The 26,362-nt window shown below is 33.1% G+C and carries 30 protein-coding genes; 2 read left to right on the top strand and 28 right to left on the bottom strand.

The window, feature by feature from the left end; all coding sequences use genetic code 11:
- Positions 1–82 precede the first annotated feature (82 nt).
- The 19 genes from LQ682_RS13265 to metG all read right to left on the bottom strand — a co-directional run bounded on the left by LQ682_RS13265 (position 83) and on the right by metG (position 18,864).
- On the bottom strand, positions 83–466 hold the full coding sequence (locus tag LQ682_RS13265) for a S1 domain-containing RNA-binding protein (RefSeq protein WP_016999899.1): 384 nt from the start codon (positions 464–466) through the stop codon (positions 83–85).
- Positions 467–549: 83 nt separating this feature from the next.
- Positions 550–933: an FtsB family cell division protein gene (locus LQ682_RS13260; protein WP_239724570.1), complete on the bottom strand. Its 384-nt coding sequence runs from the start codon at positions 931–933 to the stop codon at positions 550–552.
- A gap of 16 nt (positions 934–949) precedes the next feature.
- Entirely contained in the window at positions 950–1,216 is a 267-nt protein-coding gene (locus tag LQ682_RS13255; protein WP_016999901.1) for an RNA-binding S4 domain-containing protein, read from the bottom strand.
- On the bottom strand, positions 1,213–2,379 hold the full coding sequence (locus LQ682_RS13250; protein ID WP_231051122.1) for a MazG nucleotide pyrophosphohydrolase domain-containing protein: 1,167 nt from the start codon (positions 2,377–2,379) through the stop codon (positions 1,213–1,215). The genes LQ682_RS13255 and LQ682_RS13250 overlap by 4 nt, the downstream gene beginning before the upstream one ends.
- A gap of 4 nt (positions 2,380–2,383) precedes the next feature.
- Entirely contained in the window at positions 2,384–3,913 is a 1,530-nt protein-coding gene (locus LQ682_RS13245; RefSeq protein WP_239724569.1) for a polysaccharide biosynthesis protein, read from the bottom strand.
- Entirely contained in the window at positions 3,882–7,391 is a 3,510-nt protein-coding gene (gene mfd / locus LQ682_RS13240; protein ID WP_239724568.1) for a transcription-repair coupling factor, read from the bottom strand. The genes LQ682_RS13245 and mfd overlap by 32 nt, the downstream gene beginning before the upstream one ends.
- The gene (gene pth, locus LQ682_RS13235) at positions 7,388–7,960 is read right to left on the bottom strand and encodes an aminoacyl-tRNA hydrolase (RefSeq protein WP_016999906.1); all 573 of its coding nucleotides are present in this window, start codon (positions 7,958–7,960) and stop codon (positions 7,388–7,390) included. The genes mfd and pth overlap by 4 nt, the downstream gene beginning before the upstream one ends.
- A 146-nt stretch (positions 7,961–8,106) precedes the next feature.
- Positions 8,107–8,754 (bottom strand): 50S ribosomal protein L25/general stress protein Ctc, encoded by a 648-nt coding sequence (locus tag LQ682_RS13230; RefSeq protein ID WP_239724567.1) that lies wholly within the window; start codon positions 8,752–8,754, stop codon positions 8,107–8,109.
- Between the two features lie 132 nt (positions 8,755–8,886).
- A complete protein-coding gene (locus LQ682_RS13225) occupies positions 8,887–9,849 on the bottom strand; it encodes a ribose-phosphate diphosphokinase (protein ID WP_026023668.1) in 963 nt (320 codons plus the stop codon).
- 47 nt (positions 9,850–9,896) lie between these two features.
- On the bottom strand, positions 9,897–11,255 hold the full coding sequence (gene glmU, locus LQ682_RS13220; RefSeq protein ID WP_016999911.1) for a bifunctional UDP-N-acetylglucosamine diphosphorylase/glucosamine-1-phosphate N-acetyltransferase GlmU: 1,359 nt from the start codon (positions 11,253–11,255) through the stop codon (positions 9,897–9,899).
- Between the two features lie 301 nt (positions 11,256–11,556).
- Positions 11,557–11,886, bottom strand: a complete 330-nt coding sequence (gene spoVG, locus LQ682_RS13215; protein ID WP_070045702.1) for a septation regulator SpoVG — start codon at positions 11,884–11,886, stop codon at positions 11,557–11,559.
- A 59-nt stretch (positions 11,887–11,945) separates the two neighbouring features.
- Positions 11,946–12,320, bottom strand: a complete 375-nt coding sequence (locus LQ682_RS13210; protein WP_016999913.1) for a RidA family protein — start codon at positions 12,318–12,320, stop codon at positions 11,946–11,948.
- Positions 12,321–12,339: 19 nt separating this feature from the next.
- Positions 12,340–13,164, bottom strand: a complete 825-nt coding sequence (gene purR / locus LQ682_RS13205) for a pur operon repressor (protein ID WP_070045703.1) — start codon at positions 13,162–13,164, stop codon at positions 12,340–12,342.
- Between the two features lie 68 nt (positions 13,165–13,232).
- Entirely contained in the window at positions 13,233–14,081 is an 849-nt protein-coding gene (gene ispE / locus LQ682_RS13200; protein WP_070045704.1) for a 4-(cytidine 5'-diphospho)-2-C-methyl-D-erythritol kinase, read from the bottom strand.
- Positions 14,082–14,228: 147 nt separating this feature from the next.
- A complete protein-coding gene (gene veg, locus LQ682_RS13195) occupies positions 14,229–14,492 on the bottom strand; it encodes a biofilm formation stimulator Veg (protein WP_016999916.1) in 264 nt (87 codons plus the stop codon).
- A gap of 99 nt (positions 14,493–14,591) precedes the next feature.
- Entirely contained in the window at positions 14,592–15,485 is an 894-nt protein-coding gene (rsmA, locus tag LQ682_RS13190; protein ID WP_275044925.1) for a 16S rRNA (adenine(1518)-N(6)/adenine(1519)-N(6))-dimethyltransferase RsmA, read from the bottom strand.
- A 1-nt stretch (position 15,486) separates the two neighbouring features.
- Positions 15,487–16,029 (bottom strand): ribonuclease M5, encoded by a 543-nt coding sequence (gene rnmV / locus LQ682_RS13185; protein WP_016999918.1) that lies wholly within the window; start codon positions 16,027–16,029, stop codon positions 15,487–15,489.
- A gap of 54 nt (positions 16,030–16,083) precedes the next feature.
- On the bottom strand, positions 16,084–16,848 hold the full coding sequence (locus LQ682_RS13180) for a TatD family hydrolase (RefSeq protein ID WP_239724566.1): 765 nt from the start codon (positions 16,846–16,848) through the stop codon (positions 16,084–16,086).
- 21 nt (positions 16,849–16,869) lie between these two features.
- Positions 16,870–18,864 (bottom strand): methionine--tRNA ligase, encoded by a 1,995-nt coding sequence (gene metG / locus LQ682_RS13175; RefSeq protein ID WP_239724565.1) that lies wholly within the window; start codon positions 18,862–18,864, stop codon positions 16,870–16,872.
- A gap of 233 nt (positions 18,865–19,097) precedes the next feature.
- Between metG and LQ682_RS13170 the strand changes: the two genes are divergently transcribed.
- Positions 19,098–19,373 carry an AbrB/MazE/SpoVT family DNA-binding domain-containing protein gene (locus LQ682_RS13170; RefSeq protein ID WP_016999921.1) on the top strand — a complete coding sequence of 92 codons (276 nt, stop codon included), beginning with the start codon at positions 19,098–19,100 and terminating at the stop codon, positions 19,371–19,373.
- Positions 19,374–19,431: 58 nt separating this feature from the next.
- Here LQ682_RS13170 and rsmI read toward each other — a convergent pair whose 3' ends face one another.
- The 9 genes from rsmI to LQ682_RS13125 are packed head-to-tail and all read right to left on the bottom strand — an operon-like array spanning position 19,432 to position 25,759.
- Positions 19,432–20,274, bottom strand: a complete 843-nt coding sequence (rsmI, locus tag LQ682_RS13165; protein ID WP_016999922.1) for a 16S rRNA (cytidine(1402)-2'-O)-methyltransferase — start codon at positions 20,272–20,274, stop codon at positions 19,432–19,434.
- Between the two features lies 1 nt (position 20,275).
- Complete coding sequence (locus LQ682_RS13160) at positions 20,276–20,524, bottom strand: GIY-YIG nuclease family protein (RefSeq protein ID WP_016999923.1); 249 nt, start codon at positions 20,522–20,524, stop codon at positions 20,276–20,278.
- Positions 20,517–21,245, bottom strand: coding sequence for a tRNA1(Val) (adenine(37)-N6)-methyltransferase (locus LQ682_RS13155; RefSeq protein WP_064211592.1), 729 nt, complete (start codon positions 21,243–21,245; stop codon positions 20,517–20,519). The genes LQ682_RS13160 and LQ682_RS13155 overlap by 8 nt, the downstream gene beginning before the upstream one ends.
- Positions 21,246–21,292: 47 nt before the next feature.
- The gene (gene yabA, locus LQ682_RS13150) at positions 21,293–21,628 is read right to left on the bottom strand and encodes a DNA replication initiation control protein YabA (protein WP_016999925.1); all 336 of its coding nucleotides are present in this window, start codon (positions 21,626–21,628) and stop codon (positions 21,293–21,295) included.
- A gap of 14 nt (positions 21,629–21,642) precedes the next feature.
- Complete coding sequence (locus LQ682_RS13145) at positions 21,643–22,449, bottom strand: PSP1 domain-containing protein (protein ID WP_016999926.1); 807 nt, start codon at positions 22,447–22,449, stop codon at positions 21,643–21,645.
- A gap of 4 nt (positions 22,450–22,453) precedes the next feature.
- The gene (locus tag LQ682_RS13140) at positions 22,454–23,380 is read right to left on the bottom strand and encodes a hypothetical protein (protein WP_016999927.1); all 927 of its coding nucleotides are present in this window, start codon (positions 23,378–23,380) and stop codon (positions 22,454–22,456) included.
- 51 nt (positions 23,381–23,431) lie between these two features.
- On the bottom strand, positions 23,432–23,761 hold the full coding sequence (locus LQ682_RS13135; RefSeq protein ID WP_016999928.1) for a cyclic-di-AMP receptor: 330 nt from the start codon (positions 23,759–23,761) through the stop codon (positions 23,432–23,434).
- Between the two features lie 33 nt (positions 23,762–23,794).
- Positions 23,795–24,415, bottom strand: coding sequence for a dTMP kinase (gene tmk, locus LQ682_RS13130; protein WP_064205214.1), 621 nt, complete (start codon positions 24,413–24,415; stop codon positions 23,795–23,797).
- Complete coding sequence (locus LQ682_RS13125) at positions 24,416–25,759, bottom strand: aminotransferase class I/II-fold pyridoxal phosphate-dependent enzyme (protein ID WP_084819088.1); 1,344 nt, start codon at positions 25,757–25,759, stop codon at positions 24,416–24,418.
- A 112-nt stretch (positions 25,760–25,871) separates the two neighbouring features.
- On the opposite strand from LQ682_RS13125, the gene LQ682_RS13120 reads away from it, so the two are divergent.
- Entirely contained in the window at positions 25,872–26,237 is a 366-nt protein-coding gene (locus LQ682_RS13120; protein ID WP_070045708.1) for a GNAT family N-acetyltransferase, read from the top strand.
- The last annotated feature ends 125 nt before the right edge of the window (positions 26,238–26,362 follow it).

Genomic DNA, 26,362 nt, shown 5'->3' with positions numbered 1-26,362 from the left:
ACACACCTCAATCTATAAATTCAATTGATTATCTCAAAATAAAAAGAGGCTCAAGTTATTAGCCTCTTTTAGTTATAATCAATTATCGTCTTGCACCTTTACCGCCACGACGTGATTCAGTTTGTCTCTTAATAGACGTTAACTTATCCTCACTATCTTTTAAAAAGTTTGATAATTTTTTCTCAAAGTCTTCAGGCTTTGCTTCTTTCTTTGGCGCTTGACGTTTCGGACGTTCTTTAGCTTTTTTAATAGATAAGCTAATTTTGCCGTCATCCGCTACTGTTAATACTTTAACTTCTACTTCATCGCCTACAGATAAATGGTCATTAACATTTTCTACGTAGTTATCAGCGACTTCACTGATGTGCACAAGGCCACTTTTCCCTTCAGGTAATTCAACAAACGCACCAAAATTTTTAATACCTGTAACTTTCCCTTTGACTTTATTGCCTACTTCAATTGACATATTATTACTGTATCCTCCTGATATAATTTCACTTTAACCTTATTATATGCTTCTATACAAAATTATACAACGTCATATATAGATTATTTGTCTTTTTCTGAATCTTTTTTGTCTTCTGGTAATTTAAATATAATTTCACCGTCATTACTAAGGAAATATTCGCTTCTTGCTAATTTTTCAATATATTCTTTATTATTTAAACGTTTTATTTGTTCTTTCAACTCTATTTCTTGATCCTGTAATTTTTCATAAGTTACAGTTTTTTCTTTACGTTCTTGCACTAACTCTTCATTACGATTTTTTTGCAAAAACAACATAATAATCATGATGATAATGATAAGTAGCAAAATTCCACCAAACAAGGTTAATCTTTTTCGTACCACTTGGCGCGTTTTATTGACAGTTTTCTTTTTTTTGTTTTGTGACTGTGTAAATTCATTATCTAAATTTTTAATTTTTTGCGCCATAAGAATACCTCCTTATTTATATAGAATCTTGTATTTTCTCTTCTTTGACAACTTCAAACATTGTTTTTGCATTCTCTTTATTAGCATGCTCAGAAAGCCCTGTTACTTTCACTACAATAATACGATTACCTAATTTAAGTTCTAATTCATCATCTACATTAACATTTGTGCCAGCTTTAGCAGTTTGTCCATTTATTTTAACTCTGCCTTGATCGCTTACTTCTTTAGCTAATGTTCGACGTTTAATCAAACGCGATACTTTTAAGTATTTATCTAATCTCAAAGTTTCAAATCCCCTCTATTAATTAATGCTTTAAGTTCTTTTTCATTTAAACTGTCTAATTTGGTTTTATCATACAACTTCAAAAAGTAATCAGCAAATATTTTTTCCAATTTTTCACGTTTTACTTTTCCTTCTTTTTGTTTTTCTTTTTGCCAAATTTCATGTAGATCATCTAAGCTATCTGCTTTTTCTTCTCCAAACACATGAGGATGTCTTCTGACCATTTTACTCGTTAAAACACCAACTACTTCTCTAATATCAAAGTATCCTTCTTTCTTCCCAATAGCAGAATGCAGCATGACTTGTAATAAAACATCACCTAATTCCTCTATCATATGGTCTATATCATCTTCATCGATTGCTTCAATTAATTCAAATGCTTCTTCAATTATATAACGTTTTAACGTTTCATGAGTCTGCACTTTATCCCATGGACATCCATCTTCAGATACAAGTGTATCTATTGTTTTTTCCAAATACTGAAAATCATTATACATTTCATTATCGTCCGTTATCTTAGGTACAAACAAACTTGTTAAATTAGATAGTGATGCGTGGTGGTCAATTTCATATAATGGACACGTAATAACATCAGCTTCTCCCAATCTTGCATTTGTAACTAAACTAACTATATGTTCGTCTGGATAACGCTCCATTAAAGTGACTTTAACATCAGATGCTACCATTTGATCATAAACTTGTGTAATAATCGTGTTTGTTCTTATATTTAACATCTTTTCTTCTAGGTTTGTACCATCTAATAATGTTAAACCATCGTTTGGATCTATTTTAATCGCTCTAAACATATCATCAAGAAAACTTTTACCACCTAAAATTTTTACTTGAGCATCTGTTTCTAATAGAAATTGAGTCGTCGTTTCTGCCACCATCGGGTCTCCAGGAACTGCATAAATAACCTCTTCATTTCGAGACTTATCGATTAACGTATCTACAATTTCATTATATACATCTATAAAATGATCATGCTTTTCATAAATATAATCGAAGCTTTCCCAATTCACTTCTTTTAATTCATTCACGACAGGGTGTTCTATTGTTCTTGCATATACTTTATCAGCTGATTGTAACGTTCTATATATGCCCAATGGCAGTTCTTCAAGACTATAGTTTCCTAAACCAACAACTGTAATTTGTTGAGACATTGTTTTACTTCTCCTTCATCAATTTATCCATTAAAGGTAAATGTTGACACTCTTCTCTTTTTAATATTTTCAATTTAATTATACCTAATAACACAATAATAACACCAACAATACCCGCTAAAACGAGGACTAACAAACTTGATAGTCTTGATTGAGTAGGAATACTTAGCACTATTTGTACTAATCCAGACATTATAGTTAGCGTGAAGATTACTTTAGCAATAAATAATCCCATGTTTTGAAATCGATATAATTTCATGACGATGATATGCAATGTTAATGCATAAATACCTAAAGATATTACAGTAGCCAAACTGGCCCCAAATATTCCAAATTGCATCACAAATACATAGTTTCCTATGCTTTTAAATAGTAATCCTATTATAAGTGCAATGAGTAATACTGACCGTCTAGCTTTAACTTGTAATAACGCTGTATACATAATAATAAATGTGACAAATACAACCGAAAGCATAAATACACTTAATGTGCCTACTAATTCGTTCGTCTTAAAGAATACCGTATTTAGTAAAGGCAAGAGATTTATTAAACCTGTTGCTGCAGCCATACTGAAAAGTACTGTTATTTTGAGTGACGTGTTAGCATATTCATTAACTAAATGATGATTTTTCTTCTGTAACTCTTCCGTAAGGAGTGGAATGAGTACAAAACTAAATGTAGTCGTAATAATCAGCCCCATTTGAATGAGCGAAGCCCCTCTATCAAATATACCTTTCACTTTTATGCTTTCCTGAAATGTATAGCCAGTATCTTGTAGTAAATGGATTAATGTAAATGAATCCACTAATTGCCACAATATAAGAATCAAATAAGATATGGCATATAATACAGTCATAATAATGACATCTTTTAAATCATTAAAATTTATTTCCCAGGAAAAATGAATGTTTGGCTTTCTTTTCAAATAAAAATATAAAACAATGCTAAAAAGCCCAATAACTGAACCACTTATTGCAATTGTTCCAGCTTGGTAAATTGAAACATCCATGTACATAAATACAGAAATAGCAATAAATATTACAATCACTCTTAATACTTGATCAATTACTTGTGATATCGCAATAGTATTCATTTGGTGTTTCATTTGATAATATCCTCGTACCATCGAAATAAACACGAGTGGTATTAAGGCAATACTAGCCATGCGAATCATAGGTGTTAGTTGTACGTCACCCATCCAACTACTTATAGTAGGTGCAAAAATTAACACCCCTATACTGGTGGTTAGACAAATACTTTGTAACCACCAAAATAATGCTGAAATAGTAGTTTGAGGTCGTTTAATCATCCAACTGCTCATTACGCTAGGTAAAGCATTTAAACTTACTACACTCACAATCGCGACTAATGGGTAAACTTGTTGATAAGCATATAAACCTTCATCGCCTAATATATTTTGATAAGGTACTCTATAAATTGCACTTAATGACTTAACGATTACCATAGTAATAGTTAAGAGTAATACACTATTAAAAATCGGTTTAGATTGCGTCATCATCCACCAAACTCTCATTAATAACTTCTGTTAAGAACTTCAAATCATCAAGCCACTGTTTTGTTTTTTGTAACTTAAACACCATTTGATTATCCGCAACAGCTATTCTAAGCTTTCTACCTAGTGGTTCTGTAACTTTAAATAATACGTCACCTTTCAAGTGGTTTGTTGTATATTCTGAGGTTGTTAATTGAATTGTATTTCCTGTTTCTTTAATCTCGGTAATTCCAAATAAAATACCATTTAATCTAATTCTTACAACATCTAGTAATCGTTCTACTTCTACAGGGTATTCACCAAAGCGATCGATTAGTTCATCTTGCAAGTCTTCTAACTGGGAAACAGTAGTAATACTTCTCATCTTTTTATACATTTCAATTTTTGCTTGTTCATTTTTGATATATTCTGCAGGTATATAAGCGTCAACTTTAACATCAACTTCTAATTGTGGTCCTTCTGATTCAGGTTCTATACCACGTTTGACATTGACCGCTTCTTCTAACATTTGAGAATATAAGTCATAACCAACAGAATCTATAAATCCTGATTGCTGACTTCCTAACAGGTTACCTGCACCTCTTATATTCAAGTCTCTCATTGCAATTTTAAACCCGCTACCTAATTCTGTAAATTCTTTAATTGCTTGTAACCTTTGTTCAGCAACTTCTGTCAGTACTTTATTTTGTTCGTGTAAGAAGTAAGCATAACCTATTCTACTAGAACGTCCAACGCGCCCTCTTAATTGATAAAGTTGGCTTAACCCAAATCGATTCGCATCTTCAATAATCAAAGTGTTAGCGTTAGGAACATCTACGCCCGTCTCTATAATTGTCGTAGTTACTAAAATATCATATTCACCGTCAACAAAATTAAGCATAGTCTCTTCTAACTCACGTTCCGTCATTTGACCATGGGCTACACCTATTCTCGCATTAGGCATAAGCATCGATAACTGCTCACTCTTTTGGTAAATCGATTGAACCCTATTATATAAATAGAATGCCTGCCCACCTCGAGACAACTCTCTTTCTAATGCCTCTTTTACAAAATTCATATTCTGTTCTAATACATAAGTTTGTACTGGGAATCTATTCTCAGGTGGCGTTTCTATAACAGATAAATCTCTTACACCTAACAAGCTCATATGAAGGGTTCTTGGTATTGGTGTAGCTGTTAGTGTTAATACATCAACATTAGTTTTTAATGCCTTAATTCTTTCTTTATGTTTAACACCAAATCGTTGTTCCTCATCGACAATTAATAAACCTAAATCTTTATATTCTACATCTTTACTTAGTAATTTATGAGTACCAACTACGATGTCTACAAAACCTTTTTTAATACCTTCTTTTGTTTCTTTTACTTGTTTAGGCGTTCTAAAACGACTCATCATTTGAATTTCGACAGGATATTCTTGCATTCTCTCTCTAAAAGTTTCAAAGTGTTGTTGAGCCAAGATAGTTGTAGGTACTAAGACTGCTACTTGTTTACCTTCTAACACAGCTTTGAAAGCTGCTCTAATCGCAACTTCAGTTTTACCGTAACCAACATCTCCACAAAGTAAGCGGTCCATAGGTCTAAGTTTTTCCATATCACCTTTGATTTCTTCTAATGAAGTAATTTGATCTGGTGTTGGTTCATAAGGAAAGTCCATTTCAAATGTCATTTGTTCTTCAGAATCAGGTCCATATTGATAGCCTTCCACTTGCTCACGTTCTTGATAAAGTTTTAATAATTCATCAGCAATATCTTCAACATTTTTTTGAACTTTAGCCTTTGTTTTTTTCCATTCTGTTCCGCCTAATTTATTAACTTTAGGCTCTTTATCATCTGAGCCAACAAACTTTTGAACATCGTTCATTTGATCAACAGGTACAAATAATTGGTCTGTTCCTTTGTACTGAATTTTAATATAGTCTTTGTGTATGCCTGAAACTTCTAATGTTTCAACACCTAAATATTTACCTACACCATGATGTACATGAACAACGTAATCTCCGACATTTAACTCTTGATAAGACTTAATTTTCTCTGCATTCGACAGTTTTTGTCTTCTTTTAGATTGTTTACGTTCGCGTGCTTTGAAGAGTTCTTTTTCAGTCACAACAACTAATTTCATGTACGGCAATTCAAATCCTTCAGATAATGCGCCATCTGTAACAACTGCTTGACCACTATTATCGATATGTTCTATACGATCTATTACAGTTGGTATCTTCATGTCGCTGAGCATACTTTGAATTCTCGTTTTGCGTGTTTCTGATTCTGCCAATAAAACAACAGTGAATCCTTGTTTCATATAGCGATCAAATTCAGACTGCATAATATCATATTGTCCATAAAAACGTTGCACTGGTTTACATGAAAACTTGACCATTTCCTCTATCTCTACAGGCATGCTTGCTGTAAATAAAGTAAAATAAGAAATTTTATGTTTATTCAACAAACCAGTAAACGCTGATTCTACAATAAAGCGTTGTCCTATAAACCCTTGCCCAGATTCAATTAAAGATTGCGTGAATTCTTCATTTTCTACATCTAATGAGTTTTCAGTGTCTTTAATTCTATTATATTCATCTACTACAATAAGAGCGTCTTCTGCTAAATAATCTACAAATGTAGATACCTCATCATACATAAATGCAATAACTCGTCTTAAAATCTGATGATCTTTTAATTCATCATCTTGCATTAAAATATTTTGATAAGTGTCTTTCAAATCAGGACGAATTTCTTTCGGTAGTTTTTCACGCGTTTGCTCATATGATTCTTCCATACGTTCTGATAATCTATTGATTTGTTCTGAAGTGAAAATATAATCACTTGCACTTGTTATTTCAACTTCTTCTACATTTTGTAAAGAACGCTGCGTTTCAACATCAAAGACTCTCATACCATCTACTTCTGTATCAAACAACTCAATACGTACAGGGTCTCCAATAACAGGGTATATATCGATTAAGCCACCTCGAATTGAGAATTCACCAATCGCTGAAACTAGGGACTGTCTCTTGTATCCCATATCAACTAATTGCTTAGCCCATTCTTCTAACTCTATATCATCACCTATTTTTATAGATTTATAATGATCTTTCCAAATGGACGGAGGTGTGAGTTGTTTCTTCAAGCCATTTATTGGCACGATAAATAACCCTTTCTTACTTTGAGCAAGATGGGTTAGAGTTCTAACACGCTCACTCATTAAGTCTGGGCTTTGTGTTGAAAATGCTTCAATCATAATATCTTGTACAGGAAATTTAAATACTTCTTCAGGCGGTAATAATTGCAGTATGTCTGCTTCTAATTTATCCGCTTGGTATAAATTATTTGTCACAATGACTAATTGTTTATCGTGTTTCAAATATTGTTCTAGAATAAGCAATGCTTTACTAGATTGATTCAAACCGGTAACGAGTATGTTTTTTTCTCCAAAAATACGTTCTAAATCTTGAAATCGCTCATCTTTTTGTATAATTTCATGAATGACATGTCTCATTCTACTTCACCGTTAAACTGATTCATAACATTAGGAAATGTTTCACCTTTAATTATACTTTCACAAGCATCTGCTGCCCGTTCTATTACCTTTTTCATAGTTATCATTTCATCTTCAGAGAATTTTTGTAGAACATAACTCGGAACACTCATACCGTTAGTCGGACGATCTATACCAATTCGTACTCTATTAAATTTATCTGTTCCTAAATGTTGTATTAAAGACTTCATCCCGTTATGACCGCCAGCACTGCCTTTTTGGCGCAGTCTCAAATGACCTTGTGGCTGATCTAAATCGTCATATAGAACAAGTAAATCTTCAATATCAATATTATAATAATCCATTAGTGGCCTTACTGCCTCACCAGATAAATTCATGAATGTCATCGGTTCAATAAGCATAACCTTTTCACCATTTATTAATCCGATAGTATAGGCACCTTTAAATTTTTGTTTATCTAATTGTAATTGATGACGATCAATCAATTCATCAACTACTTCAAAACCTATATTATGACGAGTTCCGTCAAATTTCTTACCTATATTTCCAAGTCCAACAATACATTTCATGTTGTAACCTCCATATTAATACTAAGTATTTATTATAGCATTTTTACGTTAGTTTTCATCTAACTATACTTATATCATTATAAAATTAGACAAAAAAGAGTCTGAGACATTGATATGTCCCAGACTCCTTTTAAAAGATTAAAGAATTATTCTTCTTCTTTTTCTTCTTTTTCTTCTTTTTCAGCTTCTTGTGATACTGCATCAGCATCTTCAGCTGCAGTTTCTTCAGCATCTTCAGCTGGTTCTTCAGTTGGAGGTACTACAGTTACAACTGCTTCTTCTTTATCGTTTTCGATAGCATATTTATCAGTTGCATCTAAGTCCCCTACTAAGTAACTATCACCGATAGCTAATTCACTAATATCAACTTCGATATGTTCAGGAATAGCGTCTGGAGTAGTTGTTACTTGTAAGTCGAATAATGGTTGTTGAACTACGCCACCTTCAGAAGCACCAACTGCTTCACCTACTAATACTACAGGTACATCAACAGTTAATTCTTGTTTCATGTTAATAGCTAAGAAGTCAACATGAGTGATTTGGTTTTTAAGTGAATCATATTGGTAATCAGAAACCATAACTTTAATTGATTTAGAACCAACACCTAATTCAATAACTCCGTTACGTCCAACTTCACGGATAGTTTTGATGAATTCAACCTCATCAACTTTAACAGATGTATTTTTAGCACCATAACCATATACAACTGCTGGGATAATACCTGATGCTCTTAGTTTACGTAAACTAGAACGAGTTTGTTTACCTTGACGGATAACTGACTTTAATGAAGCCATTATCTTTTCCACCTTTCATTCATGCGCATTAAGCGCTCCTACACTTACCCATCAACATAAATTGTTGCTTGTAAGTGGTTATTTAGTTCATTTAAAAATGAACCGTTTGTTATTATACACGATTAATGACAATTAATCAAATAGCACACTAACTGATTCTTGTTCATATACTCGAACAATTGCTTGAGCTAATAATTCTGCTACTGATAATTCTTTAACATTTGAAGGTTTTCTATCTTCTGGCAATTGAATAGAGTTTGTAACAACTAATTCTTTAATTCTTGAATTTTCAATGCGTTCACGTGCTGGTCCAGATAAAACAGGGTGTGTACAACATGCATAAACTTCTTTTGCACCTTTTTTAACTAAAGCATCTGCTGCTAAAGTAATAGTGCCCGCAGTGTCAATGATGTCATCGATGATGATTGCTGTTTTACCATCTATGTCTCCAACAATGTTCATAACTTCTGCTACGTTAGGTTTCGGACGACGCTTATCAATAATAGCAATTGGCGTTTTTAAACGATCCGCCATTTTACGCGCTCTTGTAACACCACCATGATCAGGTGATACAACAACAGTATTGTCAGGGTCTAATCCTTTTTCTAAGAAATAATTAGATAAAATTGGAACACCCATTAAATGATCAATAGGTATATCAAAGAATCCTTGAATTTGAGGAGCGTGTAAGTCTAACGCGATCATTCTGCTCGCGCCAGCTTTTTCAATAATATTCGCTACTAATTTAGCAGTAATAGGCTCACGACTTCTCGCTTTACGGTCTTGTCTTGCATAACCATAATAAGGCATAACGATATTAATATTAGCAGCTGATGCTCGTTTACATGCATCTATCATAATTAACAATTCCATTAAATGTTCATTTACTGGATATGAAGTAGGTTGAATGATGAACACATCACAACCACGGATACTTTCTTCGATATTAATTTGCACTTCGCCATCAGCAAATCTTTTTACTGTAGACTTACCTAATGGAATACCTACTAAATTTGCAACTTCTTGGGCTAAAGGTTGGTTACCTTCTAGTGAAAATATTTTTAATGACGAATTCTTATATTCAGTATGCAACATTTTTGTTCCTCCGATATCATTTTGACTCATTTTTTTGACGGCTCCTTTTATTTCGTTTTATAGTATCCTTCTTTTGTAGTCTGTCTTGCACGACCTAGTGCTAAGCTTTCATCTGGCACATTATCTGTGATGGTTGAACCTGCAGCTATAAATGCTCCTTCGCCAACTTCTACTGGTGCAACTAGATTTGAATTACATCCAATAAATGCATCATCTCCTATTTTAGTTTGGAATTTGTTTATTCCGTCATAATTAACAGTGATTGAACCACAGCCAATATTTGTTCTTGCGCCGACTTCAGCATCACCAATATAACTTAAGTGAGATACTTTAGCGCCATCTTTCAACACGGATTTTTTAACCTCTACAAAATTACCAATTTTCGTTTCTTTTCCTAGTTCTGTTCCCGGTCTTAATTGAGCGAACGGTCCAACTGTAGAGGATTTACCAACAAATGAATCTGTAATGACAGATTGTTTAATTGTGGCATCATCTTCAATTGTACTATTTTTGATATCAGAATTCATGCCAATCGTAACATTTTTTCCTATTACAGTGTTACCACCGATTCTTGCACCTGGTTCAACTACCGTATCTTCACCTATAGTAACTTTTTTCCCAATATATGTAGTAGCTGGATCGATGATGGAAACACCATTTATCATATGTCTCAAATTAATACGTTCTTTCATTTTTTGTTCTGCTTGTGATAATTGGACTCTATCATTAACACCCATGATTTCATCTACGTCTTCCGTAACATAAGCAGATATTTTTTCATTTTGTGCTTTTAAAATGCTTATAACATCAGGTAAATAGTATTCACCTTGAGCATTATCGTTTTTAACTTCTTCTAAAGTTTGGAATAACTTTTCATTATCAAAAGCAAAGATTCCTGAACTAATTTCATTTATTGCATTTTGCTCTTCTGAAGCATCTTTTTGCTCAACAATTTCTAAGACGTCACCTTGTTCATTTCGAACAATTCTGCCATAGCCAAATGGATTATTCACCTTTGCAGATAATACTGTAGCCTTTGCATTTTCTGACTCATGAAACGCTATTAATGAGCTAATTGTATCTTCAGTAATAAGTGGTGTGTCCCCACATACAACGATTGTTGTACCTTTTTTGTCATTCAATAATTCCTTAGCTGTATTAACTGCATGTGCAGTCCCTAGTTGTTCTTCTTGATGTACAAACTGCGATGAATCGCCAAGTGTTTCTTTTACTACTTCAGCACCGTGTCCAACAACTGTAACAACAGTCTCAACACCCGCATTCTTCACGCTATCTATAACATGTTGAACCATGGCTTCTCCAGCAACAGGATGTAGCACCTTATAGAGTTTAGATTTCATCCTTGTTCCTTTACCAGCCGCTAATATGACTGCATGTTTTCGCATTTGAAAAACCTCCATTTAAACGCACTTTATCTTATTATAATTTAATTTGTGTACGACTATCAAGAAAGAGTTATTAAACATAGAAATTATTTCACAAAATAATCGTCTTTAATATTCATGATATATAGTAAAGGCAAAGCATTAACGCATTAAATAAAAATTTAATGAATAGTATTTTTATTCATCATTAATTAACCGTTGTTGAATAATTGTATAAAAAAAACAGGAAAAACTCTTATCAAACTAAGAATTTCTCCTGTATTATTTCAGACACAAGCTTTGCGTATGCCTATTCCAATTTTTATTCTTCATTTTCATCTTCATTTTGATTTTCTGATTCAGAATCGTCATCTTTAGCAGATTTCGGAATGATTACTTCATCAGTTTCATCATAAACTTTCATGACTGCTTCTTGAATTTCTTGTCTCATTTCAGAGTTAATAGGGTGAGCAATATCCCGGAACTCTCCGTCGGGTGTACGTTTACTTGGCATAGCTACAAATAAACCTGAATTCCCTTCAATTACTCTTAAATCGTGAACAACAAAAGCATCGTCTAATGTAATAGAAACTAAAGCTTTCATTCTTCCATCTGTTTGGATTTTTCTTAATCTCACATCTGTTACCTTCATGACTTGTGTGCCCCCTGTTTGTCTTTTTTAAGTAGCAGCATCATTTAAATTGAAGAATATTATTGTATTTTTGCGATCATTTCAATCTCAACTTTAACATCTTTAGGTAGGCGCGCAACCTCAACACAACTTCTAGCAGGCAAATGTTCATTGAAATATTGTCCATATACGGAGTTAATATCTTGAAAATCATTCATATCTTTAATAAAGATCATAGATTTCACGACATTATTTAAAGAAGCGCCACTTTCTTCAAGTACTTTTTTTAAGTTTTCGATGACTTGTTCAGTCTGCACTTTTACATCATCTGATACAATTTCGCCTTTTTGATTTAACGGTATTTGCCCCGAAGTAAATACTAGATTATCTACCACTACAGCGTGGCAGTATGGTCCTAATGCTTCTGGAGCGTTTGTTGCGTTTATACTTTTCATGATGATTAACCCTCTCTTCTTAATTAAATCTTTTTAAACAGTTGCCTTCTTCTACTGAAAATTGTTGGTTGTATTCGTCTACATTCGACAATCTCACTAAAGATGTATAATCTTCAACCAAACGATGTTTAACTTCTTTTGATTCTACAAGTACTGATACCCCTTTTACAGTTGCTTTAAACTCATTCATCAAATTGATAACACCATTGATTGAGCCACCTGCTCTCATAAAGTCGTCAACTATTAATACATTTGAATATTCAGGCAATGTTCGTTTAGATAAAACCATTGTTTCAATTTTCCTTGAAGATCCTGATACATAGTTAATTGAAACCGTTGATCCTTCTGTTACTTTATTATCTTTTCTAATTACCACAACAGGTAAATTGAGCACTTTCGCTACTGCATTAGCTAACGATATCCCTTTAGTTGCAATTGTAACAACCGCATCAAGTTCTTCATCCATGTACATCGTTGCGATAAGTTCCCCAACTTGGTTTAAAAGTTTAGGGTTACCAACAAGATCTGACATAAATAAATAGCCGCCTGGTAATAATCTTTCTCTCTCTTTAAGCAATTCACACAAATCTTCAATTAATTCAATCGCTTCTTTCTTGTACATTTTCGGTCGGTAAGTTACACCGCCGCTAGCACCTGCAGTAGTTTCAATAATCCCTAAACCTTCTGCTTGAAAAGTTTCTTTAATGATTTGTATGTCTTCACTTATAGAAGACTTTGCTTGTCCAAAATAATTCACAAAGTAAGTTAACGGCACTAACTCATTAGGATGTTTCAATAAATACTGTGTCATATAAACGATTCTCTCACTTCGTTTAAACCTCATTTATAAAACTCCATTCTCTATCCGTATTTTTGCCACAATTATACTATAATCGTACGGTTTTAACAAAGCTATCCAAGTAATCTCACAATGAATACATCTTTGCAGCATCCTTTCAGAGCATTATAGACTTGCTTAGCCTGCCTTTCCTTTTGAACAAAGCCATAAACAGTCGGACCGCTTCCGCTCATTAATGCTGCATCCACACCTGTATTTGTCATAGTGTTTTTCAGCTTTTCAACCTCTGGGTATAGTCCCATAGTAACACTCTCAAGGCTATTACCTAACGACTTACATAAACGTTCATAATCACCGTCTATTAAAGCTTGCTGGCATTCTTTCGTTAAAACTTTAGATGTCTTTTCTAAAGTTAAAGCGCCATAAATTTCGGGTGTAGAGACGCCGATGTCTGGCTTGGCTATGATAACCCAAGCTGATGGTGGTTTAGGTAAATGCGTTAATTGCTCTCCCCTACCACGACATAACGCCGTTTTTCCATAGATACAAAAAGAAATATCCGACCCAATTTCCGCTGATAAATCACTCAATGCTTCTAACGAGTCATTGATCCCCCAAAGTTTATTCAAACCTCTAAAAGTAGCAGCAGCATCACTAGAGCCACCTGCTAAACCAGCTGAAATAGGAATGCTTTTTTCTAAAGAAATCGTCACACCGTCTTTTATGTTGTATTTGTCCTTCATTAATTTTGCAGCTTTATAAGCTAAATTTCTATGATCACTTGGAACAAAATTATGCTCTACATCGATGACAATTTCACCATCTTCTCTTTTTTCAAAAGACAGTCTATCATTTAGGTCAACGGTTGTCATAATCATTTCCACCTCGTGATAACCATCATCACGTTTGTATAAAGTATCTAGTGTTAAATTAATTTTTGCTGGTGCTGTCTCATAAATCATATACTTGCCCTTTCTAAAACTTATTATTATGATTTTACCATAAATAAATGTTAGAAAGTATGAGCTTTATCCTATTTTTTGCAACAAAAAAACTCTACGCCATATCACAGTCATATCGCGTAGAGTTTTTTATTGTGAACTTTATGATTATTGAACAATAAATTCTTCTTTATGTTCATTCATAAAAGTTACTTGGACATTCTCAGTTAATACATCAGTGTATGTATAAGATACACGCTCAAAATTATGTTTCTCTTGATCTAATTCGACCACGAAAACTGATGGATACGTTTCCTTAAGCACACCACTGCGCTCAATTAACTTCTTACGTCCTCCATTAGCTTTAAGTACAATACGATTTCCTAATTGACAATCCAATATTTTTTTGATGTCTACTAAAGTCTTCGGCATATTGACCCACCTCGCTATATAGAATATTATACTATGATAGCAAGATTTTGTCAAATAAAATTTAAATTTTATCAATTTGAGAGGCCGTTGTCAATATATTTATACAGATAAATTAGGGTATTTTTTCAAATTGTTACAAAGATGTGCATAATCATGTATTGTTAGCGTTTCCCCGCGCCTTTTAGGGTCTATGTTTGATTCGTTTAACCATTCAATAATTTCATCTTTATGCACTTTGCCATCCTTGATTGTACTAATATAGTTATTTAAAATAGTCTTTCTTCTTTGTGTAAATGCACCTTTTGTTAATTTAAATAACTTTTGTTCATCGTCGACTTCTACAACTGGTTTAGTCCGTTTTGTAAGTTTTATTACAATTGAATCAACGTTCGGTGGCGGCATGAAGACGGTCTTAGGGACTACTAAAACACGTTCAGTTTCAGTATAGTATTGACATGCAATAGATAAAGAACCATAACTTTTGCTGCCTACTTTAGCATTTAATCTTTCGCCCACTTCTTTTTGCATCATGACAACGAAGCCATCAATTGGTAAATCATTTTCTAATAAATTCATCAATATAGGCGTAGTAATATAATATGGCAAATTGGCAACTAACATAATCTTGTCACAGTCTTTTAAATGTTGATCAATTTCTTTTTGTACATTGGCTTTTAATATATCTTCATTTACAATCGTTACATTTGAATATGGATTCAACGTATCTTCTAATACAGGTATTAATCTTTGATCAATTTCAAAGGCTAGAACTTTTTTAGCTACTCTTGCTAATTGCTCAGTTAATGAACCCATACCTGGCCCAACTTCAATAACACCTGTATTTTCGTCAATGTCACTCGCTGAAATGATTTTTTGGATGATATTTGTATCAATTAAAAAGTTTTGACCTAGACTTTTTTTGAATTTAAAGCCATATTGGTCTAACAACGCTTTTGTGCGTTTAGGTGTTGCGATATCTTTTTCGTTCATTATGTCACTCCTCTTTATATCCAAGCGCTTCTTTTACATCTTTTTCAGTATAACCGAAAGCATTGAGTTTGTTTAATAATTGTTTACCATTCGAGTGTCCAATATTCAACTTACTACATAGTTTTTCTCTTTTTCTTCTTGCTTCTGGCCCTATAATTAATCCCAAATCAATTAATACAGCTTTATCAATAGTTTCTACATCAGCTTCTAATGGTGAACTTACATTAGTTAACGCTTCTTTCACTGTTTCAACCGACGCATGTTCTACACCTATTTTACCTCTTTTGTTTTTAGCTTTGTCTCTTGGGATAAAAGCATGTTTAACACTTGGAACATATTGCTTAATCGTATTTCGAATTTTATCACCCGGGAAATCAGGGTCAGTAAGTACAATAACACCACGTTTTTCATGTGCTTGCTTAATGACCTCCAAAATCTCTTTAGAAACAGCAGAACCATTTGTCTCTATAGTATCGCAATCGACGGCACGTTTAACATTGACCGTATCATCTCTACCTTCTACTACCACAAATTCATTTATTTTCATAAAGTTTACCTTCTTTAAAGATGCCCCAAAACAACCGTTTTGGGGCATCTTATTTTATAATTTAAATAATCTTTCAGCGTTTTCGGTAGTTGCTTCACAAACTTCTTCATACGTGAGACCACGTAACTCTGCAATTTGTTCGGCAACAAGTTTTACACGAGCAGGCTCATTTCTTTTCCCTCTATATGGGTGAGGTGATAAGAATGGCGCATCTGTTTCTACTAATAATCTATCTAACGGAACATGCTTAGCTACTTCCTTAGGTTGTTTAGCATTTTTAAAAGTCACTGGGCCACCTAACGAAACATAGAAATTCATTTTTAAAATTTCGTCAGCTATTTCATTAGAACCACTAAAGCTATGCATAATACCGCCAACTTCACTAGCGTTTTCTTCTTTCAAAATATCTACACAATCTTGTGTTGCTTCTCTATTATGAATAATGATTGGTAATTGAACTCGTTTAGCTAATGCGATTTGCTTTCTAAACACATCTTTTTGGATATCTTTTGGTGACTTATCCCAATGGTAGTCTAATCCCATTTCACCTATTCCAATAATTTTAGGATGTTTAGATAATGACTCTACCCATTCTAAACGTTCATCTGTACAGTCGATTGCATCGACTGGATGCCAGCCGATAATACCATAAATAAAGTCGTATTGATCGATGAGTTTCATTGTTCTCTCTATTGTTTTTGTATCAAAACCAACGACAAACATTCTATCGATACCTTCAGATAGCGCTCTATCGATTACTTCTTGTAAGTCATCATCGTATTGATTAGCGTTCAAGTGAACATGTGTGTCTATTAGCATTCATATCTTCCTTCCAATTCATTACTTTATAATTGAACCATTTTGAATTGCGTTAGGTAATCCTACTAAAGTAAGCATGCCATCTTTTTCGGCAGAAAGTATCATACCTTCAGATAATTCACCACGTAATTTAACTGGTTTCAAATTCGTTACAACTGCAACTTTTTTACCAACTATATCTTCAGGTTTATAAAATTCAGCAATACCTGAAACAATTTGTCTTTTCTCGTTACCTAAATCTACTTTGATTTTCAATAATTTATCGGATTTTTTTACATAATCTGCTCCAGTTACTGTTGCAGCTTTAATTTCCACTTTATCGAATTGATCAATCGTTATTTCAGGTTTACTAGGATTTTCTTCTTTTTTATTTTCTTCTTCTGGCTCTTCTTCAGGAGTAGTGCCACCTTGCATTGAATTTTTAATGAAAGCTACTTCTTCTTCAACATCAAGTCTTGGGAAAATAGGTTCTGGTTTGGAGATGACTGTAATTTCTTCATCAATAGCACCATAAGTTTCGATGCTTTCGAACGTATCTAACTTTCCTTTTTCCAAGTTTAATTGGCGGAAAATTTCATAAGGCGCATGTGTTAAGAACGGACGTAATAACACTGCAGCAAACCTAATATTTTCAACTAAATGAATCATTACGTTTTCTAACATTTCACGTTCATTTTCATCTTTAGCTAATACCCAAGGTGTTGTTTCATCGATGTATTTATTTGTACGGCTAATAAGCTTCCAAACTTCTGCCAACGCAACTGAGAATTGCATGTTTTCCATTGCTTCATAGAAATTATTTTTTGTATCAATAGCCATATTTTCCATTTCTTCATCTAGAGGATGTAATTGACCTTTATATTTAGGTAGAACACCGTTAAAGTATTTATTTACCATAGCAATTGTACGATTAACTAGGTTACCTAAATCATTCGCTAAGTCATAATTCGTACGTTCTACGAATGCCTCAGGCGTAAACACACCATCTGCACCGAATGGTAATTCTCTCATTAAGTAATATCTTGTAGCGTCTAAGCCATATTTATCAATTAATACGTTAGGATCAACAACATTACCTTTAGATTTACTCATTTTACCGTCTTTCATTAAAATCCAACCATGAGCAAATTCACGCTTAGGTAAAGGTATATCTAAAGCCATTAATAAAATCGGCCATATTATAACGTGGAACCTAACAATTTCTTTAGCCATTAAATGAACGTCTGCTGGCCAGTATTTTTTAAACAGCTCATCATCATCAGTTAAATAACCTAAAGCTGATATATAGTTTACTAATGCATCTATCCATACATAAACAACGTGTTTAGGATTAGAAGGCACTTTAATACCCCAATCAAAAGTTGTTCTTGAGATGGCCAAATCTTCTAAACCAGGTTTGATGAAATTATTAACCATTTCATTTTTACGAGAAATAGGCATAATAAAGTCTGGGTTTTCATCAAAGAATTTTAATAATCTATCCGAATATTTATCTAATTTAAAGAAATAGCTTTCTTCTTTAACTAGCTCGACTTCATGTCCTGAATCAGGGCTTTTACCACCAACAATTTTTCCATCTTCATAAACTGGATCTACTAATTGTGTTTCAGTGTAGTATGTTTCATCTGGTATTGAATACCATCCTTCATATTCACCTAAATAAATATCTCCCTGCGCTAATAATTTTTCAAAGACTTTTTCAACAACCACTTTGTGTCGTTTTTCTGTCGTACGAATAAAATCATCATTTGAAATGTCTAATTTTTTCCATAACGCTTGAATATTTTCGACAATACCATTTAAATATTCAATTTCTGATAATCCAGCTTCTTTAGCCTTCTCTTGTATTTTTTGTCCATGCTCATCTGTACCTGTTAAGTAATGAACATCATATCCTTGTAACCGTTTATATCTAGCTATTACATCACCGGCAACCGTTGTGTAAGCATGACCTATGTGTAAATTCCCGCTCGGATAATAAATCGGTGTCGAAATGTAAAAAGTCTCTTTCGTCATCAGCGTTTCCTCCTAATATCTTATCTATATAATATACCGAAAATTTAGCATTTTTTCAATATTTCCTTATTATGGTAAAGCGCGCAAATGTAGTTTTAATGTCGAATAATTAAGTGTATACAATTTATTATTTTATTGACAATTTCTTCAATACGTATTAGTATACTATTTATATAATTGTCGAATGAATGTCGAATTAGATAATTATGGTTTTATTAAACGGAGGTAAAGAAATGAAATCAACTGGAATCGTTCGTAAAGTAGATGAACTAGGCCGTGTAGTAATTCCTATCGAGTTACGACGCATATTAGACATTGCTGAGAAAGACGCTTTAGAGATTTACACTGATGATGACAGAATTATTCTAAAGAAATATTCACCTAACATGACTTGTCAGGTTACTGGCGATGTTTCTGAAGAAAACTTTGTTTTAGCAGATGGTAAAATCGTATTAAGCGAAGAAGGCGCTCAGCAATTAATGAATGAGATTGAAAAAAAATCTAAATAATTACTTACTATATGTATCAAAGAGTCTGGGACATAATTAATTGTCTCAGGCTCTTATTTTAATTATCTATATGAAATGCTTCATATACATCTCTCTTTTTCATATTTCTATCTAAAGCGACTTGTTTAATAGCATCTTTAGAACGCATATCTTGTTCATTAATGTACGAATCAACATGTTCTTTTAAGTCCATTTCTTTCCACCATTGTTCTGTCTGACTGGATTCATCTATACCTTCTATAAGAATAACAAACTCACCTTTTTGTGGTATAGAATCGTCTTCTAACATATTTTCAATTGTTTCAACCGACCCTGTTTCAACTTGTTCAAACTTTTTAGTCAACTCTCTACCAATTGCTATTTTTCTTTCTGAGTCTATTTCAGATATAGCTTTTAATGTTTGTTTTACACGGTAGGGTGATTCATAAATCATCATTGTCGATTCTCTATGCATCCATTTATCTAATACTTCATGCTTATCTTTAGCCTGCCTTGGTAAAAATCCTAAAAATACAAATTTATATGACGGTAGTCCACTTGTCATTAATGCTGTAATAGCGGCATTTGGTCCAGGAATAGTTTCCACAAGGAATCCCGCTTCTCTAACTTGGTTTACAAGTTCATAACCTGGATCACTGATACAAGGACAACCAGCATCAGAGACTAAAGCAATTTGTTTATCATCTTCCATATAATCAATAATCTGCTCTGAAGCTTTATCTTTATTATGTTCGTGATAAGACTTTAATGGTGTGTGTATTTCATAGTGTTGGCAAAGTTTTGACGTTACACGAGTGTCTTCACAAAAAATATAATCTGACTCTTTTAAAATTCTTACGGCGCGATATGTTATATCTTCTAAATTTCCTATTGGGGTGCCTACTAAATGTAAAGTTGACATGCTATCCCTCCTTTATGAGTAATAACTTTTGTTTTCTACTCAATTGTTTTAAGGCATACTCTCTTTTTAATGCTTCTGATTTATTATCAAACTCTTCATGGTATACAAGTTTAACGGGACGTCTTATTTTTGTGTATTTTGCACCTTTACCATCATTATGCACCTTTAATCTGCGTTCTAAATCAGTAGTGTATCCAGTATATAATGTTTGATCTTTACATTCTAATATATATGTATAATGTTTATCCATAATAGACTTCCTTCATCTCTTCAGAATATTCACCATTTGTATTATAAATATAAAATGGTTGTTCAATTTTCAAACCAGGTTGCCCACCGCTCCGTCCTTCTACCAATATCGTTACTGCTTCTTTTTTAGAAGGACTACTATATACAAGTCTTAATCTCTTTGGTTCTATATTAAAAAGTCTAAAGTGCGTTAAGACATCCATCAGTCTTTCTGCTCTATGAACCATCATTAATTTACCACCTTGCTTGAGTAAATGTTTACTTGCTCTTACAACATCCTCAAGTGTGCAATAAACTTCATGCCTTGCTATTTTATGCGCTTCTTTTTGATGTTTCATTTGTTGATTTTCTTTAAAATAAGGTGGGTTAACCGTGACAACATCGAAGGTCGACGGTGCATATTCAGTTGTTACTTTATTTAAATCTAATTGTTTTATCGAAATTTGATTTTGTAAATGATTATGCTGAATTGTTCTTTGAGCCATGTCGACCAATGTTTCTTGAATTTCTACTGCTTGAATTTCAGATAGTGATTTATGAGCTAAAAGTAACGGGATAATACCATTACCAGAACATAAATCCATCACTTTATCCTTATTTCTTGTTTGAACGAAATCACCTAACAATAATGCGTCAGTAGAAAAGGAAAACACATCATCATTTTGAATAATTTCAAATTTTTCTCTTAAAAGTTGATCTAATCTTTCACCTTTATGTAACACAAAATCACCTCATTTAAAAAATCAGGCATGCAAGATGCCTGATTACCCTATTCTCTATTAAGTACCTCTAGACAAAACAAGCAATCTTGACCTTGTCTATGTTTACCAAATAATTCTCCTCGACATATATGAAAACCTTCATGATACAACATAGCTAGATTATCTTTACTTTGAAGAGGTCTTACCTTTTTATTTGGTTTTTTATTATGCGTTGTTTCATTGGATTCAACTACCCGTTTCAGACTATCGTTTTCCATCTGAAGTGCAACATTATCTTCAACCAATTCGACTGCTTGGTTCTTCAGTTTATCCATATGCGCATTAATTTGTTTAAGTTCATTTTCTAACATCATAATTGTTTCAAACAACTCGTCCCTATTCACAGTAAAATCCTCCCTTATGAATGGACTTCAAGTAATTCATCAAGTTTATAATCAAAAAGTTGTTCGAAACCTTTCACTTTAACTTGCATCGTGATATCTAGAATATTTAATCCTACGACTTTACCATCTCCCTCAGGTGTTACAACAGTAGTACCCACGTCTGGCAATTCGTTTCTTACATCTTCGTAATAATCATTTTCATATTTTAAACAGCACATCAAACGACCACATGCACCGGAAATTTTTGTTGGATTAAGCGAAAGATTTTGATCTTTAGCCATTTTTATAGATACAGGCTCAAAATCTCCTAAGAATGTCGAGCAACAAAGCGAACGACCACATGGACCAATACCACCTAATAACTTCGCTTCATCCCTCACACCTATTTGTCTAAGCTCAATACGTGTTTTTAATTCATATGCTAATGATTTTACTAAGTTTCTAAAATCAATTCTGTCATCAGCTGTAAAATTAAATATAACCTTACTCTTATCTAGTGTATATTCACAATTTACTAATCTCATGTTCAATTCATGTGTCGCTACCATCTCTTTACACAGTGCCAATGCTTTATCAGCCTCTGCTAAATTTGAATGATATTTTTCGACATCTTCATCTGTAGCGTGACGTATAACTTCTTTCAAAGGTAAAACCACATCATCTTTGCCTACATGACGATTAGTTAATTTAACTTGTCCTAACTCTACTCCACGTTTAGATTCTACAACAACTAAATCATTTTCTTTGAATCTTTCTCCGTTTGGAGAGAAATATTCTTTCTTCCCAGCTTCTTGAAACTGTACGCCTATGATTTCATACATTTAATCACCTCTTCCCTTTTATAACCATCTGTTCAAAAACTAATGTCGCATTAACATTTTGCGCTAATTTACGATTAGCTTCAGTAATGCACTGTATATAATTCGAAATATCGCTTAAAGATAATTGTGTACTAGTGTTTACAATCTGTGCATCCAAATCTGGAAACGCTTTAATTGAATCCAACTCTATTTTAGCATGTAATACATCTTGAAAATAAGCATTTAAACTATTTAAAAATAATTGTTGCAAAGGTCGTGTATTCGCAACTTTTATACAATCAATTAAATATATTAAAGCCATCTGGTGATCTTTAACCATTAAATCTGCTAACTTAGCAACAGATTTTCTCAATTGTGTAAATAATTGTTCTTCAGTTAAAGAAATAGCCTCATCCTTATCCGATGTTACAAAACTCAATGTGTGCGCAATTGCAGCGGAAATATCGGATGCTTGTAAATCTTCTATAAAAGTCTCCTTTGATGCCGGTTTAAAATGGATAAGCTGACATCTCGAATGTATCGTTGGTAAAATTTGATCTTTCTTTGTTGTTAATAACAAGGCTATTGTATTTGGAGGTGGTTCCTCTAAAAATTTAAGTATACTATTTTCACCTTGTACTGTTAGTTTATCAAAAGCTTCAATAATGTAAACTTTATATTTACTTTCTATTGGTTTTTGATTCATTTTTCTAAGCAATTCTTCTATTTGTTGTTTCTTTATAGTTGTTTCTTCAGTTTGTATATACATAAAATCAGGGTGATTCATTGTTTGTACTTTTGTAATACAATTCCCCTCATTGTTACAAAGAATTTGTTCAGCAAAATACATAGCTGTCGTCTTCATTTCAAACATATTATCTCCCTCAAATAAATAAGCGTGAGATAACTGTTCAGCACTCAATAATTGATCAAGCTCTTCTTTTAATTGCATTTTCTACGCTCCTTGCAATAAAAAAGCTGCACTAATGGCAGCTAATCAGTTCTAAAATTGATGAAATTGTTCGATTGGCATAACAAATACTGTTGCGCCACCAACTTCTACTTCAACTGGGTACGGTATATAAGAATCCGCACTGCCTCCCATTGGTGTGATAGGTGAAACAAGTTGTTCACGATTACCACAAGTTCCATCTATGAGTCGTAATAATTCGTCTACTCGCTCATCTTTTACACCGCATAGGAATGTTGTATTACCAGCTCTTAAAAATCCACCTGTTGTAGCAAGCTTTGTAGCTCTAAAATCTTTCTCTATAAGCGCTTCTGATAAATTTTGACTATCTTGATCTTGGACAATCGCTATAACCATTTTCATAACTAAACACCTCTTTATATATTATATCATATTTTAAACTTGATTTAGATGATTTACAATAGCGAAATAAGCGTCTTCTATAACCTTTTCCAATGATTGTGTAGCATCAATAACTTTAATTCTATCTGGGTACTCAGATATCAACTTTTTATACCCATCTGTAACCTTATGATGAAACTCTATTTTTTCTTTATCCAAACGATTTGCATTTCTTTGATTATCTTTAATTCTGTTTAAACCAATTTCTGCAGGTACATCAAAATAAAGCGTTAAATCTGGATAAAGATTTTCAATAGCAAATTCATTAATTGCTTGTACTTCCTTTACCCCAATTTCACGAGCGTAACCCTGGTAACTTAATGAACTATCTACGAAACGATCACATAGTACAATGCCACCATCCTCAAGTTGTGGAATGATTTTTTCGACTAAATGTTGCCTTCTTGCTGCTGCGAATAAAAGTGCTTCTGTACGTTCGTCCATATCATCATCACTGTCTAACAGTAATTTGCGAATTGCTTCACTGATTTTTATACCACCTGGTTCTCTAGTTATAATAACATTATATTCTTTATTTAATTTTTCATAAACTTTATGTATAACAGTTGTCTTTCCAGAACCTTCTGGCCCTTCAAATGTAATAAACTGACCCATTTAGTGTTCATCCTTTATCTTTATTTGCTTGTTAATTATACCTTCTACTCTACCACCACTATCTATCCAATGTAAAAGAGAATTAAGGACGTCGCCTTTTATGTATTCACCTTTTAATATTACAGGTATGCCTGGAGGGTAAGGTATAACATCTACTGCAGAGATTTTATTGACTGCATCTATCAAATCTATTGTTATTGCATCTTTAACTTCTATAGGCACATAAACGCCAGAAGTAACAGGTAAATCAAATTTAGCCCGGCCTCTTACTTGATAATAATAATCCAATTTAAGACTTTTAATCTTATTAATTAATACTTCAAACGGAAAACTATCGCCTTCATGCCATAACGGCAAAACAAGTAATATATATTTTTCATCATTCAATTCAACATAAATGTTTGATTGTTCAAATATTTGTTTCACTTGCTCACCTGTCATTTTTTCATGTGATACTAATAATTTAAGAGGGTCCGCTAGACTTCCCACCTCTAAACCTACTTCTTTTAAAGTCTGAATAAGCACCATTCGTAAACGTTTAAATAGCTCATCATTATAATGTTTATAAAACAGTTCTGCTTTCTCTAAACTTGTCATTATTAAATAAGAAGGGCTAGAAGTTTGTAACATCGTCAAATATTCCTCAATACGTTGTTGTATAGGAAGTTCTTTTCTTATATACATAACAGAACCCATTGTTAGAGCTGGTAACGTTTTATGATAAGACTGCACAACAATATCTGCTTCATACATGATAGAAGACTGAGGAAAGTATGAACTTATACCAAAATGTGCACCATGTGCCTCATCTACTAATGTAGGAACACCATAAGCTTTTAACAATTGTATATGTGATTGAATGTCAAATACTTCTCCATAATAGTTAGGGTACGTAAAAATCGCTAATTTTACATTAGATAAGTCTAAAGTATCTAAGCTTTTTACTCCATCATACTGACCTGTCTCCTCCGAAACTGTCATAGGCATCCATATAGCTTTTTGGTTTGTTAAACTTAATGCATTATATATAGATTTATGCGCGTTTCTGGGTATTAATATATCGCCATCTAAATGTTTAACAGCATATATGACTGATAAAATCCCAACCGTTGTCCCATTAACAAGGTATCGCGCATCATGATTTGGATATCTATCCATTTTCATCATACTTTCTCGTATGACCTCTTCAGGTTGGTGTAAATCATCTAAACCGGTTATTTCGGTCATATCCATACCTAAATTTATTTCTTTTAAATAACCAATCGTATTATTGTGATGACCAGGTACATGTAATGATATGGAATTTTCATCTTGAATAGATTGTATTTTATCGTATAAACTCATTTTAATTACCTCTTATATAACTTTCTTTACTCATTATATCAATGATTACAATGAGCGTCATTTTAAAGTTAAATCTATTACGTTATACTACAATTAAAGAGGAGTGAGGAACATGCAAATTAGAAACGCTATCGATTTAGATGTAGACGCATTATATAAAATAGCACAAGCAGAAGGCTGGCATACATTTACTAAAGAGCTATTATCAAAATTACTCATGACTTCTAAAATTATCGTTATTGAAGATAATCAAGAACTTGTCGGATATACTCGATTTTTAACAGATGAATCTTTAACATTGTATATTACTGAGATTATTGTAGCCAAAGAATATAGATCACAAGGATACGGAGAAAGCATGATAAAGCATTTGCAAGAAACTTTCCCAACAGTTCGCATAGAGCTTCTATCTCAGAATAATCAATTTTATAAAAAATTATCATTTCGTAATATAGGTTCGGGGTTTAGATTACCCTGAACCTATATTAAATTGAATCAAAAAAAAGAGACCGAACAGGTCTCGAGTGCGGCTCATCGCATCCATTTTATAAATATTTGCCCGGCAACGTCCTACTCTCGCGGAACGTAAGCCCAACTACCATC

Origin of the sequence: Mammaliicoccus sp. A-M4 (assembly GCF_022386955.1) — a bacterium.
Classification (GTDB): Bacteria; Bacillota; Bacilli; order Staphylococcales; family Staphylococcaceae; genus Mammaliicoccus; species Mammaliicoccus lentus.
This window is presented reverse-complemented; position numbering and strand designations above follow the sequence as displayed.

What these genes read in the sequence shown, in the direction of transcription:
- rnmV (WP_016999918.1), bottom strand. Translation starts at nt 16,029, where the DNA reads ATGAAAATAAATGAATTTGTGGTAGTAGAAGGTAGAGATGATACGGTC.
- pth (WP_016999906.1), bottom strand. Translation starts at nt 7,960, where the DNA reads ATGAAATGTATTGTTGGACTTGGAAATATAGGTAAGAAATTTGACGGA.
- LQ682_RS13180 (WP_239724566.1), bottom strand. Translation starts at nt 16,848, where the DNA reads ATGCTAATAGACACACATGTTCACTTGAACGCTAATCAATACGATGAT.
- LQ682_RS13245 (WP_239724569.1), bottom strand. Translation starts at nt 3,913, where the DNA reads ATGAGAGTTTGGTGGATGATGACGCAATCTAAACCGATTTTTAATAGT.
- LQ682_RS13140 (WP_016999927.1), bottom strand. Translation starts at nt 23,380, where the DNA reads ATGCAATTAAAAGAAGAGCTTGATCAATTATTGAGTGCTGAACAGTTA.
- purR (WP_070045703.1), bottom strand. Translation starts at nt 13,164, where the DNA reads ATGAGGTTTAAACGAAGTGAGAGAATCGTTTATATGACACAGTATTTA.
- LQ682_RS13225 (WP_026023668.1), bottom strand. Translation starts at nt 9,849, where the DNA reads ATGTTGCATACTGAATATAAGAATTCGTCATTAAAAATATTTTCACTA.
- LQ682_RS13250 (WP_231051122.1), bottom strand. Translation starts at nt 2,379, where the DNA reads ATGTCTCAACAAATTACAGTTGTTGGTTTAGGAAACTATAGTCTTGAA.
- glmU (WP_016999911.1), bottom strand. Translation starts at nt 11,255, where the DNA reads ATGCGAAAACATGCAGTCATATTAGCGGCTGGTAAAGGAACAAGGATG.
- LQ682_RS13145 (WP_016999926.1), bottom strand. Translation starts at nt 22,449, where the DNA reads ATGTATGAAATCATAGGCGTACAGTTTCAAGAAGCTGGGAAGAAAGAA.
- LQ682_RS13265 (WP_016999899.1), bottom strand. Translation starts at nt 466, where the DNA reads ATGTCAATTGAAGTAGGCAATAAAGTCAAAGGGAAAGTTACAGGTATT.
- LQ682_RS13230 (WP_239724567.1), bottom strand. Translation starts at nt 8,754, where the DNA reads ATGGCTTCATTAAAGTCAGTTATCCGTCAAGGTAAACAAACTCGTTCT.
- tmk (WP_064205214.1), bottom strand. Translation starts at nt 24,415, where the DNA reads ATGGGTCAGTTTATTACATTTGAAGGGCCAGAAGGTTCTGGAAAGACA.
- ispE (WP_070045704.1), bottom strand. Translation starts at nt 14,081, where the DNA reads ATGATTTATGAGACAGCACCAGCAAAAATTAATTTAACACTAGATACT.
- LQ682_RS13160 (WP_016999923.1), bottom strand. Translation starts at nt 20,524, where the DNA reads ATGGATAAACATTATACATATATATTAGAATGTAAAGATCAAACATTA.
- rsmI (WP_016999922.1), bottom strand. Translation starts at nt 20,274, where the DNA reads ATGTCAACTTTACATTTAGTAGGCACCCCAATAGGAAATTTAGAAGAT.
- LQ682_RS13210 (WP_016999913.1), bottom strand. Translation starts at nt 12,320, where the DNA reads ATGAAAAGTATAAACGCAACAAACGCTCCAGAAGCATTAGGACCATAC.
- veg (WP_016999916.1), bottom strand. Translation starts at nt 14,492, where the DNA reads ATGCCGAAGACTTTAGTAGACATCAAAAAAATATTGGATTGTCAATTA.
- LQ682_RS13120 (WP_070045708.1), top strand. Translation starts at nt 25,872, where the DNA reads ATGCAAATTAGAAACGCTATCGATTTAGATGTAGACGCATTATATAAA.
- metG (WP_239724565.1), bottom strand. Translation starts at nt 18,864, where the DNA reads ATGACGAAAGAGACTTTTTACATTTCGACACCGATTTATTATCCGAGC.
- LQ682_RS13125 (WP_084819088.1), bottom strand. Translation starts at nt 25,759, where the DNA reads ATGAGTTTATACGATAAAATACAATCTATTCAAGATGAAAATTCCATA.
- LQ682_RS13260 (WP_239724570.1), bottom strand. Translation starts at nt 933, where the DNA reads ATGGCGCAAAAAATTAAAAATTTAGATAATGAATTTACACAGTCACAA.
- spoVG (WP_070045702.1), bottom strand. Translation starts at nt 11,886, where the DNA reads ATGAAGGTAACAGATGTGAGATTAAGAAAAATCCAAACAGATGGAAGA.
- mfd (WP_239724568.1), bottom strand. Translation starts at nt 7,391, where the DNA reads ATGAGACATGTCATTCATGAAATTATACAAAAAGATGAGCGATTTCAA.
- LQ682_RS13135 (WP_016999928.1), bottom strand. Translation starts at nt 23,761, where the DNA reads ATGAAAATGGTTATAGCGATTGTCCAAGATCAAGATAGTCAAAATTTA.
- LQ682_RS13170 (WP_016999921.1), top strand. Translation starts at nt 19,098, where the DNA reads ATGAAATCAACTGGAATCGTTCGTAAAGTAGATGAACTAGGCCGTGTA.